Origin of the sequence: Micromonospora mangrovicola (assembly GCF_047200535.1) — a bacterium.
In the GTDB taxonomy this organism is placed as follows: Bacteria; Actinomycetota; Actinomycetes; order Mycobacteriales; family Micromonosporaceae; genus Micromonospora.
Genome location: NZ_JBJZOG010000034.1, coordinates 1 through 11695, shown reverse-complemented (window position 1 = coordinate 11695; position 11695 = coordinate 1). Strand labels below are relative to the sequence as shown.

The following is an 11695-nucleotide window of genomic DNA, read 5'->3' as shown; positions in this document are numbered from 1 at the left end:
GCCCTCTCAGAGCGTCGAGACGTAGAGCTGTGCCTGCTCGACCGCGACCAGGGTGGCGGCGAGGCACTCCTCCAGCTCCTGGGCGGCCTGGGTCAGCGACGCCTGGGCCGACTCGACCGTCTCGTGCCCGCTGCCCTCCAACGCGCCGGCCAGGGTCTGCTGCGCCTCGGCCAGCTTCTCGCCGGCCGCCTGCACGGCTGTCTGCCCGTCACCTATCTGCTGGAGGGCGACATCTATGGCTGCCTTCAGCTCGGCGACGCTCGCCACGGGGGACCTCCTGGGGGCAGGGGAGATCTCCATTACAACTCATCCCGACCGGGGGGCGAACATCCACCCTCGCGGTGTTCCTGCCCTGCTGTCCGATTGTGCCGTTGACGTGCGCGAAGAGGTTCCGCGGCGATCAGCCCTGGTCCCGTCGGTGGGACAGCCGGTCCCGTCCGCGGCCGGTCAGCGGGGCAGCCAGCGCGGTCCGTGCACCTCGGCGCCGAGCGCGCCCACCCGGGCCCGCAGCTCCCGGTCGGCGGTGACCACCACCCGGCGGCGGCCGGGCGCCGCCGCGACCAGGTCGACCATGGTGTCGTCGCCGGAACCCGGTGCGGCCACCACGGCGACCCCGGGCACCCCCGGCACGCCCCGCGCCGCGCCCTCCACCACCAGCACCACCTCCACCGGCGGAGGCAGTTCCGGGGGGACGCCGTGCTCGCCCAACGGCACCAACGCGTCCCGCAGCCGCGCGGCCGCCCCGGCCCGGTCCCGCCACCAGCCGTCCGGGCGGGAGCCCACCACGTTCGCGCCGTCGACGATCAGCAGCGGCCTGGTCTCCATGCCCCCAGCCTGCCACCGGGGTCGACGGTCCACCCGCTGCCGGCCCCCCGCGTTTGTCGCGCCGAGCGCCGGGTAGCCACCGCCGACCGTGCCGCGCCATGTCGCGCCCCGGCCGTGCCGACCGACTGCGGAGGACAGAGATGATGGGACCCGGTGACTTCGGCAACGACCCGTGGGACGAGTTCCTGGCCCGCTACTTCGGCCGGGGCGAGGCAGGACGCCGGCCGGCGCACCGGGTCGACATCACCCGCCTGATGACCGCCGACGCACGGGAGATGCTCGCCGACGCGGCCCGCCGGGCCGCCCAGAAGCACAGCAACGACCTGGACACCGACCACCTGCTCTGGGCCGCGCTGCAACGCGAGCCGCTGCGCGACCTGGTGCGCCGTGCCGGTGCCGACCCGGACACGCTGGTCAACGCCCTCGGCGGGCGCGGTGAGGGGGCGCCCCGGGGCGAGGTGCCGCCGAACCTGTCGCTCACGCCGGCGGCCAAGCGCGCACTGCTCGACGCGCACCAGCTCTCCCGGGCGATGGGGGCCAACTACATCGGGCCCGAACACATCCTGATGGCCCTGCCGCTCAACCCGGAGTCGCCGGCCGGCCGGATGCTCGCCGCCGGCCGGATCCAGCCCGAGTCGTTGCAGGCGGCCAGCGCCGAACGCGGCCCGATGCCCGGCCCGAAGCCGGACCGGGGCACCCCCACCCTCGACCAGTACGGCCAGGACCTCACCGATCTGGCCCGTAACGACCAGATCGACCCGGTGATCGGCCGGGCCGACGAGATCGAGCAGGCCGTGGAGATCCTGTCCCGGCGGACCAAGAACAACCCGGTGCTGATCGGTGAGGCCGGCGTCGGCAAGACCGCAATCGTGGAGGGACTCGCCGAGCGGATCTGCGACGGCGACGTGCCGCAGACCCTGATCGGCAAGCGGGTCATCCAACTCGACCTGGCCGGCCTGGTCGCCGGCACGCGCTACCGGGGCGACTTCGAGGAACGCCTGAAGAAGGTGATCGACGAGATCCGGTCCCACCGGGAGGAGCTGATCATCTTCCTGGACGAGATCCACACCCTGGTCGGCGCGGGCGGCGCCGGCAGTGAGGGCGGCATGGACGCGTCCAACATGCTCAAGCCGGCCCTCGCCCGGGGCGAGCTGCGGGTGATCGGCGCGACCACGCTGGACGAGTACCGGCGCAGCATCGAGAAGGACGCCGCCCTCGCCCGCCGGTTCCAGCCGGTGCTGGTCCCCGAGCCCAGCGTCGAGGACACCGTCGCCATCCTGCGCGGCCTGCGCGACCGCTACGAGGCGCACCACCAGGTCCGGTTCACCGACGAGGCCCTGGTGGCGGCCGCCGAACTCTCCGACCGGTACATCACCGACCGGTACCTGCCGGACAAGGCGATCGACCTGATCGACCAGGCCGGCGCCCGGGTGCGGCTGCGCACCCGCACTCCGGCCGCCGACGTGCGCGAGCTGGAACAGCAACTCGACGAGGTACGCCGGGACAAGGAGCAGGCGGTCGCCGACGAGCAGTACGAGCGGGCCTCCCAGCTGCGCGACCGGACCGCCGAGCTGGAGGACCAAATCCGCCGCGCCCGCGGCGACGAGGGCCCCAACCACGTGCCCGAGGTCGGACCGCAGGAGATCGCCGAGGTGGTCTCCCGGGCCACCGGCATCCCGGTCAACCAGCTCACCGAGGAGGAACGCGACCGGCTGCTGCGCCTGGAGGGGCACCTGCACGAGAAGGTGGTCGGCCAGGACGAGGCGGTCAGCGCGGTCGCCGAGGCGGTGCGTCGATCGCGTACCGGGCTGGCCGACCCGAACCGCCCGATGGGCAGTTTCCTCTTCCTCGGCCCCACCGGCGTCGGCAAGACCGAGCTGGCCCGGGCCCTCGCCGAGGCGCTCTTCGGGGAGGCGGACCGGATGGTCCGGGTGGACATGAGCGAGTTCCAGGAGCGGCACACGGTCAGCCGGCTGGTCGGGGCGCCGCCCGGCTACGTCGGCTACGAGGAGGCCGGCCAGCTCACCGAGGCGGTCCGTCGCCGCCCGTACGCGGTGGTGCTGCTCGACGAGATCGAGAAGGCCCACCCGGACGTGTTCAACATCCTGCTCCAGGTGCTCGACGACGGCCGGCTCACCGACAGCCAGGGCCGCACGGTGAACTTCAAGAACACCGTGCTGATCATGACGAGCAACCTGGGTTCGGAGCTGATCACCGGAACCCAACGCACGGTCGGCTTCGCCGCCGGCGAGCCGGGCCAGCAGGAGTCCAGCGATCTGCGCGAGCGGCTGATGCGGCGGCTGCAGGAGAACTTCCGGCCGGAGTTCATCAACCGGATCGACGAGGTGATCATCTTCCAGCGGCTGGAGGCCGAGCAGCTACGGCAGATCACCGAGCTGCTGCTGGAGGAGACCCGCCGCCGGCTGCACGCGCAGGACATCCAGGTGGACTTCACCACCGCCGGTATCGACTGGCTCGCCGAGCACGGCTACCAGCCCGAGTTCGGCGCCCGGCCGTTGCGCCGGGTGATCCAGCGGGAGGTGGACAACCGGCTCTCCCGAATGCTGCTGGAGAACGAGATCTCCCCGGGGCAGAAGGTCATCGTGGACGCGCGGGACGGGCAGCTCGCCCTGGATGTGACGGCCGGGGACCGTGGCTACACCGCCGCGACGACCTCCCATCCCCGCTGAGCCATGACGGCGCAGCCTCGACGCCAGCGGAGGGCGGACATGACCGAACCTGAGGAGACCCGGGAGGACACCGAACGTAGCGAACCGATCGTGGCGCCGCCGACGGCGAACCCGTCCCGGGTCAAGGTGCCGCCGGAGGGCCTGAAGCAGCAGAGCGAGAAGGTTGAGGGCGACGGGACGCCGTCCGCGTCGCCGCCGGGAGAGGAGGCGTGATGGTACGCGAGGCGCGACTCGACCCCGAGGTCGAGGTGATCTGGGACGACTTCCACGCCGAGGTGAACGTCCCCTCCGAACAGCTGCGCCGGTGGCTGTTGACCCGTGGCTCCGGGGAGGAGGCGTTCGGCCCGAACCCCGACCTCGACCTGCCCGAGCCCGGCCGGCAGATCCTCGCCGTGCTGAGCAAGCGGAAGGTGGACCTCACCCCGGAGGACATCGAGGTGATGCGCGACGCCATCGAACGGATCCGGGCGCTCACCGCGGAGAAGCCGCGCCGGGGCAACGCCGACGACGAGTGGCGGCACTCCCTGCTCGACCTGGGTCACGACGTCCTGATCGAACGCTGACCCGTCCGTACGACCGACGCCGTGCCCCAGCGGGCACGGCGTCGGAGCGGGGTGGCTACTCCGGTTCCACGCTCGGCAGTTGGAGGCCGGCGGCGTCGGCGGCGGCCTGCCGGTCGCCGCGGGCCCGCTCCTCCCGGCTGAGCAGGTTGGCGTACTCGGTGATGTCCGCCGCGTCGGGCACCTCCGGCAGCCGGCGCAGGAAGGTCTCGACGTCGGTGGAGGCGGCGGTGTGCGCGGCGGCCGCCTGGCGCAGCAGTTCCCGCTGGTCGGCGGCGGGGTACAGGTCAGTCATGTCGGCGTGATACCCGCGTTCAGGCGGTTCGCACCCCGCCCGCGGACGCCGGCTGCGCGCCGAAGTCCGGGTGGCGCAGCAGCCACGCCAGGTAGTCCGGGTGGTTCGCGAGGGCGTCGGTGTACGCGGCCACCGCCGTCTCCAGCACCGTCTCGGCCACCCGGGCGGCCGGCGCGTCCGGGTGCCAGCCGAGCAGCAACCGCCAGCGCAGTGGCGCCCCGGCCAGCCGGCGGGTCACCAGGCCGGCGACCGGGCGGAAGGTGGCCTGGCACAACGCCACCGCCTCACCGGCGTCGACCAAATCCAGCCCGCCGCGCACGTCCGCCTCGTACACCTTGCGGGGGGCGAACCCGGCGCGGGCGCAGGCGGCGGCGAAGCAGTCGCCGAAGCAGCCGTCGCCGGGCGCCGCCACCCACTGCTCGCGCCGCAGGTCCACCAGGCGGATCTCGTCCCGGCCCGCCATCGGGTGGGCCTGGCGCAGCAGCACGAAGACCGGGTCGACGGCGACCTCCCGCCAGCTCAACCCGAACTCCGCCGCGGGCGTGGCGTCGCCGCACACCCCGCTGAGCGCGAAGTCGAGCCGGCCGCCGGCCACCAGCTGGGCCAGCTCGTCCACCGACCAGGAGGCGTACGTGGTGATCTGCACCTCGGGCTGCTCGGCGGCGAGCCGGTGCACCAGCCGGCCGAGGATCGGGCTGTTCACCCCGCCGAACCGGTAGCGCCGTAGCGGGTCGCCCGCCCCCGCCAGCCGGGCCGCCTCGTCCTGCAGGCCCTTCATCGCCGGCAGCAGCACCCGGGCCCGGTCCAGCACCAGCTCACCCAGCGGGGTGGGGCGGGCGCCCCGGCGGTCGCGCTCGAAGAGCGGTCCGCCGAGGGCCCGTTCGATGCGCTGGAGCTGGGCGGTCAGCGCCGGCTGGGCCAGGCCGAGCGTCGAGGCGGCCTTGGTGACGCTTCCGGTCTCCGCGATCGCGCAGACCACGCGCAGGTGTCGCAGCTCCAGATTCATAGGGTGACGGTAGGACCACGAACCGGCGTGCGGAAGGGATGTTTCGCCATCGGCACATGCCGATCGGTCGATGCACTGGGTTCAGTGACCGGGTGGAGGCTTCAGGTCCGACAGCCGGGTGCGCCGGCCGGTCACCACGTCGCGGACCTTGTCCAGCACCCCCACCGCAGGCTCCACGATCTTGTTCCACGGCGGGGTGGCCGGAGTGCCCGGATGCGGCCGGCTCGGCGCGGCCTCCTCGGCGATCTCCCACCGGTTGCCCAACCGGATCAGCTCGGCGTCGCTGGCCACCTCGCGCAGCGGGGCGACCAGCGCGGCGACCCGGCTGACGTGCCGGCGTACCCGGTCGGCCACGTCCGCCAGGGCCGCATCGTCGGCCCCGGACAGTCCCTTGAGGGCGGTCAGCAGCGCCGCATCCGCCTCGATCTCCCGGTCCACCAGCTCGGCGCTCTCCGGCACCGCGGCCCGGGCGGCGGGGAAGAGGTACTGCTCCTCGGCGGACAGGTGCCGGGACACCGCGGCGGTGAGCACGTCGGCCACCTCCCGCCGGCGTTCGGCCGCCAGCTGCGGGTCGGTGACCTGCTCAGCCAGGCCGAGCAGCGCCCGGTGCTCCCGGTCCACGATGTCGGCCAGGCTCCGCCCGCCCGGCCGGTACGCGTCGTCGGCGGCGGGCGGAAGCGGCGGCAGGGGAATGGTCATGATGCCCTCCTCGACTCGTGGCGGCTACGGCCGTCCGGGCCCGGCACCTCTGACGCCGCGCCGCGACCCCGGACAGCCGATCGACGGGTGTGGTGGTCCGGGGACGGTCCGGCGGTACCCGTACCCGCGATCCGCGAAACCGCGCCCGGGCGGGGTGGGCCGGCTGCCCGGGCCGGCTGGTATGAAGAAGCGATGACGAGCGACGCCGCCTCCGCCCGACCCGACCCCACCGACGAGGTCGTGGATCTCTGCCGCGACCTGCTGCGCATCGACACCACCAACACCGGGGACAACGACACCAGCGTCGGGGAACGGCGCGCGGCGGAGTACGTCGCGGAGAAGCTCGCCGAGGTCGGCGTCGACGCGGAGATCCACGAGTCCGCGCCCGGCCGGGCCAACCTGGTCGCCCGCATCCGCGGCACCGACCCGGGCCGGGACGCCCTGCTGGTGCACGGCCACCTGGACGTGGTCCCCGCCGACCCGGACGAGTGGTCGGTGCACCCGTTCTCCGGTGAGCTCCGCGACGGCTACCTGTGGGGCCGGGGCGCGATCGACATGAAGGACTTCGACGCGATGGTGCTCGCCGTGGTGCGCGACTGGCAGCGCACCGGGGCCCGCCCGTCCCGGGACATCGTGCTGGCGTTCACCGCCGACGAGGAGGCCGGCAGCGACTACGGCGCACACTTCCTCGCCCAGCGGCACCGCCACCTCTTCGACGGCTGCACCGAGGCGATCGGCGAGGTCGGCGGCTTCTCCTACTCGGTCGACGAGCAGCGCCGGCTCTACCTCATCGAGACCGCCGAGAAGGGCATCGACTGGCTGCGCCTGCACGCCAAGGGCCGTCCCGGCCACGGCTCAATGGTGCACGACGACAACGCCGTCACCGCGCTCGCCGAGGCGGTCGCCCGGATCGGCCGGCACCGCTTCCCGGTGGTCATGACGGACACCGTGCGGGCGTTCCTGGAGGAGGTCTCGGCCGTCCTCGGCATCGACATCGACCCGGACGACCCGGAGACCGCGATCGCCAAGCTCGGCCCGATCGCCAACATCATCGGCGCGACCGTCCGCAACACCGCCAACCCGACCCGGCTGGCCGCGGGCTACAAGGACAACGTCATCCCGGGGCGGGCCACCGCCACCATCGACTGCCGCAGCCTGCCCGGCCAGTCCGAGGAGTTGGAGCGGCAGCTGCGCGAGCTGGTCGGCCCGGACATCGCCATCGAGTACATCCAGCGCCAGCCGGCCCTGGAGACCACGTTCGACGGCGACCTGGTCGACGCGATGTCCGCCGCGCTGCGCGCCGAGGACCCGGGCGCCCACCCGGTGCCGTACATGCTCTCCGGCGGCACCGACGCCAAGGCGTTCTCGCAGCTCGGCATCCGCTGCTTCGGCTTCGCGCCGCTGCGGCTGCCCGCCGACCTCAATTTCTCCGGCCTGTTCCATGGCATCGACGAGCGCGTCCCGGTGGACGGACTACAGTTCGGCGTGCGGGTTCTCGACCGGTTTCTCCGCAACTGCTAACCGTGCCCGTCGCGTCACCCGTCGGCGCGGAACTCCCCATCGGAAGGAACTGCCTCACATGACCGACCAGCACGGTGAGCTGGATGCCGCCCTCGAGCGGGTCATCGATGCGGCCCGCGCCCACCTGGCCGCCGTCCGCGCCGCCGAGGGCCGGATCGACGACGACGCCGTCTGGCAGGCGTACGTCTCGTTGAACAACGCTTCCTTCGCCTACGACGAGCAGCTGCTGGACGCCTTCGGCGAGGTGACCCCCTGGGACGTCGAGTCGATCGACCCGGACGAGGCCGATGAGCGCTTCGGCGCTGTCGACGGAGTCGAGGCCACCGACCCGCACCCGCGGGTCATCTCGGTGCGGCAGCGCCGCGACTACCGGGTGCCGAGCGTGGCCGCCCTGATCCGGGCGGCCGAGGCGGCCCGCCGCGAGGGCACCCCGGAGGAGGACGTGCCGGCCCCGGTCGAGGGGGTCGGCGAGGCGGTGCTGGAACTGCTGCAGAGCGGCGACGGCTCGCTCAGCGCGCTGGACGTGCCCGAGCTGGAGCCGCTCGACGGCGTGGTCATGGTCAGCGAGGTCGGCACCCCGGTCGACCTGGAGTCGTTCGACGACGACGACCCGGTCGGCCCGTTCCAGCCGGCCGCCGACGACCGCCTGGTCGGCCGGCTCGACGAGCACCCGTTCCTGGAGCTCGACGAGGAGCACGACCACGCCCACTAGGCCGTGACGCCCTCGGGGCCCGACCGTGCGCGGCGGGCCCCGGCGGTGCTGCCGGCCCGGGCGCGGCTCCTCAGTAGGAAAGGCCCGGCTGCGGCTGGTTGATCCGGCGGCGGCGCAGCATCACCTGCCGCGTCCCGTCCCGGTACAGCCGTACCCGGGCCAACTCCCAGCCGGAGAACTCCGCCTGGATCGCCAGCTGCGCCGCGGCGGTCAACCGATCGACATTCGGGGGCAACCGCAGCGGCGCGTATTCGTAGTCCATGGCCCCTATGCTGCCCAGCTCGGGAGCCCGCCGCCACCCCCGACGGTGACCCGGCTCGCCCGGTCGGCTCAGCCGTCCCGTTCCGGATAGCCGACCGGCACCGCGGACACGTCGTCCAGGGCGGTGACGATCTCGTCCGGCAGCGTCATCCGCTCCACCTGGAGCGCGCCGAGGAGCTGCCCCACCGTCCGGGCGCCGAGGATCGGCGCGGTCACCCCCGGCCGGTCCCGGATCCAGGCCAGGGCCACCTCCATGGGTGACACGCCCAGCCCGCCGGCCGCGGTCGCCACCGCCTCCACGATGCTGGAGCAGCGCGGCTCCAGGTACGGTGTGACGAACCGCTCGAAGTGCGGCGACGCGGCCCGGGAGTCGGCCGGGCGGCCGTTGCGGTACTTGCCGGTGAGCACCCCGCGGCCCAGCGGCGACCAGGGCAGCACCCCCAGCCCCAGCGCCTCGCAGGCGGGCAGCACCTCGCGCTCCACGCCCCGCTCCAGCAACGAGTACTCCACCTGAGCGGCGACCACCGGCGCCCGCCCCGGCCAGGCCGACTGCCAGGCGGCGGCGCGGGCGGTCTGCCAGCCGGCGAAGTTCGACACCCCCACGTACCGGGCCTTCCCGCTGGACACCGCGTGGTCGAGGGCGGCGAGGGTCTCCTCGAGCGGGGTGTCCGGGTCGTACCCGTGCACCTGCCAGAGGTCGACGTGGTCGGCGCCGAGCCGGCGCAGCGAGGCCTCCAGGGTGCGCAACAGATGCCCGCGGGAGCCGTCCCGGCGGCGGCCGCTGCCCGGCCGCAGCCCCGCCTTGGTGGCGATGAGCAGCTCGTCGCGGGAGACCAGGCTGCCCAGCAGCGACCCGATCACCGACTCGGCGTCGCCGTCGGCGTACACGTCGGCGGTGTCCACCAGGTTGCCGCCGGCGTCGAGATAGCTCTTCAGTTGGGCGGCCGCGTCGTCGGCATCGGTGTCCCGTCCCCAGGTCATGGTGCCGAGCGCGAGCCGCGAAACCGCCAGCCCGCTTCGGCCGAGCGGTCGCTGTTGCATGGGTGAACCTTATTTCGAACCTGCCGTCACGGATATCCTCGCCTGGAGTCAACTTCCTGCCCCACGCCCGGCCGGGTGTGACGTGTTCGGGGTGAGCCGGTGATCGGCTCCGGGACCCGTATTGCGTAACCTGGTGCGACCTGTGGTGCGGATGGTGGGAGGACCAGTGCGACTCGGGCTCAGCCTCGGATATCAGACGGCGTGGAGCACACCCGCCGACCACCTGGCTCTGGCTCAGGAGGCGGACCGGCTCGGCTACTCGGTGGTGTGGGCCGCGGAGGCCTACGGCTCCGACTCGCCGAGCATGCTGGCCTGGATGGCCGGCCAGACCGAGCGGATCGACGTGGGCAGCGCGGTCATGCAGATCCCCGGCCGCACCCCCGCGATGACGGCGATGACGGCGGCGACCATCGACGCCCTCTCCGGCGGCCGGTTCCGCCTCGGCCTCGGCGTCTCCGGCCCGCAGGTCTCCGAGGGCTGGCACGGCGTCCGGTTCGCCAAGCCCCTCGCGCGGACCCGGGAGTACGTCGACATCGTGAAGCTGGCGGTCGCCCGCAAGGAGGTCGCGTACGACGGCGAGCACTACACCCTGCCGCTGCCGGACGGGCCGGGCAAGGCGCTGCGGCTGGGCTTCCACCCGCCGCGGGAGCACATCCCGATCTACCTGGCCGCGGTCGGGCCCAAGAACCTGGAGCTGGCCGGCGAGATCGCCGACGGCTGGTTGGCCGTCTTCTACGCCCCAGAGTTCGCCGAGGAGCAGCTCGCCTCGGTGCGGGCCGGGCGGGCCAGGGCCGGCAAGGAGCTGGCCGGCTTCGACGTGGTCCCGTCGGTGCCGGTGGTGGTCGGCGACGACATCACCAGCTGCGCCGAGCTGGTCCGCTGGTACGCCGCGCTCTACGTCGGCGGGATGGGCAGCCGGCAGCAGAACTTCTACAACCAGCTCGCCACCCGGATGGGTTACGGCGACGCCGCCCGCGAGGTACAGGACCTCTACCTGGCCAAGCGGCAGCGTGACGCGGCCGCCGCGATCCCGATGGAATTCATCGACCGCACCTCGCTGCTCGGACCCAAGGAGCGCATCGCCGAGCGGATGCGGGAGTACGCCGCGGCCGGCGTGACCACCCTGTCGGTGACCCTCTTCGTCGCCGACCGGGACAGTGGCGTGCAGACCCTGCGTACCGTCGCCGAGGCCCTCGACCTGTCCGGAGTCGGCGAGTGACCTGGGTCGAGGCCATCGTCCTGGGCATCGTCCAGGGGCTCACGGAATTCCTGCCCGTCTCCTCCTCCGGGCACCTGCGGATCACCTCGGCGATCTTCTTCGGCCGGGACGCCGGCGCGTCGTTCACCGCGGTGACGCAGCTCGGCACCGAGGCGGCCGTGCTGATCTACTTCTTCAAGGACATCTGGCGGATCGTCCGTACCTGGGTGCTCGGCCTGTTCGACCGGTCGGTCCGGTCGAGCCTCGACTACCGGATGGGCTGGTACGTCATCATCGGCACCATCCCGATCGGCGTGTTCGGGCTGCTGTTCAAGGACCAGATCCGCACCGCCGGCCGTAACCTCTGGCTGGTCTCGTTCACGCTGATCTTCTTCGCGTTCGTGCTGGCCGTCGCCGAGTACTGGGGCCGGCAGACCCGCACGCTGGAGAACTTCCGGATGCGCGACGGCGTCATCATGGGCTTCGCCCAAGCGATGGCACTGATTCCCGGGGTGTCCCGGTCGGGCGGCACGCTCACCGCCGGCCTGCTGCTCAACCTCACCCGGGAAACCGCGGCGCGGTACTCGTTCCTGCTGGCCATCCCAGCCGTGGTGATGTCCGGCGTGTTCAGCATCCCGGACGTCTTCGAGCCCTCCGCGCCAGGCACCGCCGCGCCGAGCGGGGCGCAGATGGTCGTCGCCACGCTGATCGCCTTCGGCATCGGCTACGCGGCCATCGCCTGGCTGCTGCGCTACGTCGCCCACCACACCCTGTACCTGTTCGTGCTGTACCGGGTGGCGATCGGCACCCTGGTGCTGTGCCTGCTGCTGACCGGGACCATCAACGCCACCTGACCCTCCCGAGCGCGTAGACGCCGTTGGCCGGCG

The 11695-nt window shown here is 72.9% G+C and carries 14 protein-coding genes; 7 read left to right on the top strand and 7 right to left on the bottom strand.

What is annotated here, in order from left to right:
• Positions 1 to 6 precede the first annotated feature (6 nt).
• Positions 7 to 267 carry a hypothetical protein gene (locus tag ACL02O_RS16010; RefSeq protein ID WP_412818861.1) on the bottom strand — a complete coding sequence of 87 codons (261 nt, stop codon included), beginning with the start codon at positions 265 to 267 and terminating at the stop codon, positions 7 to 9.
• A gap of 180 nt (positions 268 to 447) precedes the next feature.
• Positions 448 to 825: a hypothetical protein gene (locus ACL02O_RS16005; RefSeq protein WP_412818860.1), complete on the bottom strand. Its 378-nt coding sequence runs from the start codon at positions 823 to 825 to the stop codon at positions 448 to 450.
• A 140-nt stretch (positions 826 to 965) separates the two neighbouring features.
• Between ACL02O_RS16005 and ACL02O_RS16000 the strand changes: the two genes are divergently transcribed.
• Genes ACL02O_RS16000 through ACL02O_RS15990 form a run of 3 tightly spaced genes read left to right on the top strand, consistent with a single transcriptional unit; the run spans position 966 to position 4078 of the window.
• Positions 966 to 3515: an ATP-dependent Clp protease ATP-binding subunit gene (locus ACL02O_RS16000; RefSeq protein WP_412818859.1), complete on the top strand. Its 2550-nt coding sequence runs from the start codon at positions 966 to 968 to the stop codon at positions 3513 to 3515.
• Positions 3516 to 3554: 39 nt separating this feature from the next.
• Positions 3555 to 3728, top strand: coding sequence for a hypothetical protein (locus tag ACL02O_RS15995; protein ID WP_412818858.1), 174 nt, complete (start codon positions 3555 to 3557; stop codon positions 3726 to 3728).
• Complete coding sequence (locus ACL02O_RS15990) at positions 3728 to 4078, top strand: DUF3140 domain-containing protein (RefSeq protein WP_412818909.1); 351 nt, start codon at positions 3728 to 3730, stop codon at positions 4076 to 4078. The genes ACL02O_RS15995 and ACL02O_RS15990 overlap by 1 nt, the downstream gene beginning before the upstream one ends.
• Before the next feature lie 55 nt (positions 4079 to 4133).
• On the opposite strand, the gene ACL02O_RS15985 is transcribed toward ACL02O_RS15990, so the two are convergent.
• The 3 genes from ACL02O_RS15985 to ACL02O_RS15975 form a co-directional block, all read right to left on the bottom strand.
• Positions 4134 to 4370 carry a hypothetical protein gene (locus ACL02O_RS15985; RefSeq protein WP_412818857.1) on the bottom strand — a complete coding sequence of 79 codons (237 nt, stop codon included), beginning with the start codon at positions 4368 to 4370 and terminating at the stop codon, positions 4134 to 4136.
• Between the two features lie 19 nt (positions 4371 to 4389).
• The gene (locus ACL02O_RS15980; protein WP_412818856.1) at positions 4390 to 5376 is read right to left on the bottom strand and encodes a LysR family transcriptional regulator; all 987 of its coding nucleotides are present in this window, start codon (positions 5374 to 5376) and stop codon (positions 4390 to 4392) included.
• Between the two features lie 81 nt (positions 5377 to 5457).
• On the bottom strand, positions 5458 to 6075 hold the full coding sequence (locus ACL02O_RS15975; RefSeq protein ID WP_412818855.1) for a hemerythrin domain-containing protein: 618 nt from the start codon (positions 6073 to 6075) through the stop codon (positions 5458 to 5460).
• 192 nt (positions 6076 to 6267) lie between these two features.
• Between ACL02O_RS15975 and ACL02O_RS15970 the strand changes: the two genes are divergently transcribed.
• Both ACL02O_RS15970 and ACL02O_RS15965 read left to right on the top strand, forming a co-directional pair.
• A complete protein-coding gene (locus ACL02O_RS15970; protein ID WP_412818854.1) occupies positions 6268 to 7596 on the top strand; it encodes a M20/M25/M40 family metallo-hydrolase in 1329 nt (442 codons plus the stop codon).
• Between the two features lie 58 nt (positions 7597 to 7654).
• A complete protein-coding gene (locus ACL02O_RS15965; RefSeq protein ID WP_412818853.1) occupies positions 7655 to 8308 on the top strand; it encodes a hypothetical protein in 654 nt (217 codons plus the stop codon).
• Between the two features lie 70 nt (positions 8309 to 8378).
• Here ACL02O_RS15965 and ACL02O_RS15960 read toward each other — a convergent pair whose 3' ends face one another.
• On the bottom strand, positions 8379 to 8570 hold the full coding sequence (locus ACL02O_RS15960; RefSeq protein WP_412818852.1) for a DUF5703 family protein: 192 nt from the start codon (positions 8568 to 8570) through the stop codon (positions 8379 to 8381).
• Between the two features lie 68 nt (positions 8571 to 8638).
• Complete coding sequence (locus tag ACL02O_RS15955; protein ID WP_412818851.1) at positions 8639 to 9610, bottom strand: aldo/keto reductase; 972 nt, start codon at positions 9608 to 9610, stop codon at positions 8639 to 8641.
• Positions 9611 to 9776: 166 nt separating this feature from the next.
• On the opposite strand from ACL02O_RS15955, the gene ACL02O_RS15950 reads away from it, so the two are divergent.
• Positions 9777 to 10829 carry an LLM class F420-dependent oxidoreductase gene (locus tag ACL02O_RS15950; protein WP_412818850.1) on the top strand — a complete coding sequence of 351 codons (1053 nt, stop codon included), beginning with the start codon at positions 9777 to 9779 and terminating at the stop codon, positions 10827 to 10829.
• The gene (locus ACL02O_RS15945) at positions 10826 to 11662 is read left to right on the top strand and encodes an undecaprenyl-diphosphate phosphatase (RefSeq protein WP_412818849.1); all 837 of its coding nucleotides are present in this window, start codon (positions 10826 to 10828) and stop codon (positions 11660 to 11662) included. The genes ACL02O_RS15950 and ACL02O_RS15945 overlap by 4 nt, the downstream gene beginning before the upstream one ends.
• The last annotated feature ends 33 nt before the right edge of the window (positions 11663 to 11695 follow it).

Bases quoted from the DNA above. Each gene is read 5' to 3' on its own strand.
- ACL02O_RS16005 (WP_412818860.1), bottom strand. From the start codon at position 825: ATGGAGACCAGGCCGCTGCTGATCGTCGACGGCGCGAACGTGGTGGGC.
- ACL02O_RS16000 (WP_412818859.1), top strand. From the start codon at position 966: ATGATGGGACCCGGTGACTTCGGCAACGACCCGTGGGACGAGTTCCTG.
- ACL02O_RS15995 (WP_412818858.1), top strand. From the start codon at position 3,555: ATGACCGAACCTGAGGAGACCCGGGAGGACACCGAACGTAGCGAACCG.
- ACL02O_RS15990 (WP_412818909.1), top strand. From the start codon at position 3,728: ATGGTACGCGAGGCGCGACTCGACCCCGAGGTCGAGGTGATCTGGGAC.
- ACL02O_RS15985 (WP_412818857.1), bottom strand. From the start codon at position 4,370: ATGACTGACCTGTACCCCGCCGCCGACCAGCGGGAACTGCTGCGCCAG.
- ACL02O_RS15980 (WP_412818856.1), bottom strand. From the start codon at position 5,376: ATGAATCTGGAGCTGCGACACCTGCGCGTGGTCTGCGCGATCGCGGAG.
- ACL02O_RS15975 (WP_412818855.1), bottom strand. From the start codon at position 6,075: ATGACCATTCCCCTGCCGCCGCTTCCGCCCGCCGCCGACGACGCGTAC.
- ACL02O_RS15970 (WP_412818854.1), top strand. From the start codon at position 6,268: ATGACGAGCGACGCCGCCTCCGCCCGACCCGACCCCACCGACGAGGTC.
- ACL02O_RS15965 (WP_412818853.1), top strand. From the start codon at position 7,655: ATGACCGACCAGCACGGTGAGCTGGATGCCGCCCTCGAGCGGGTCATC.
- ACL02O_RS15960 (WP_412818852.1), bottom strand. From the start codon at position 8,570: ATGGACTACGAATACGCGCCGCTGCGGTTGCCCCCGAATGTCGATCGG.
- ACL02O_RS15955 (WP_412818851.1), bottom strand. From the start codon at position 9,610: ATGCAACAGCGACCGCTCGGCCGAAGCGGGCTGGCGGTTTCGCGGCTC.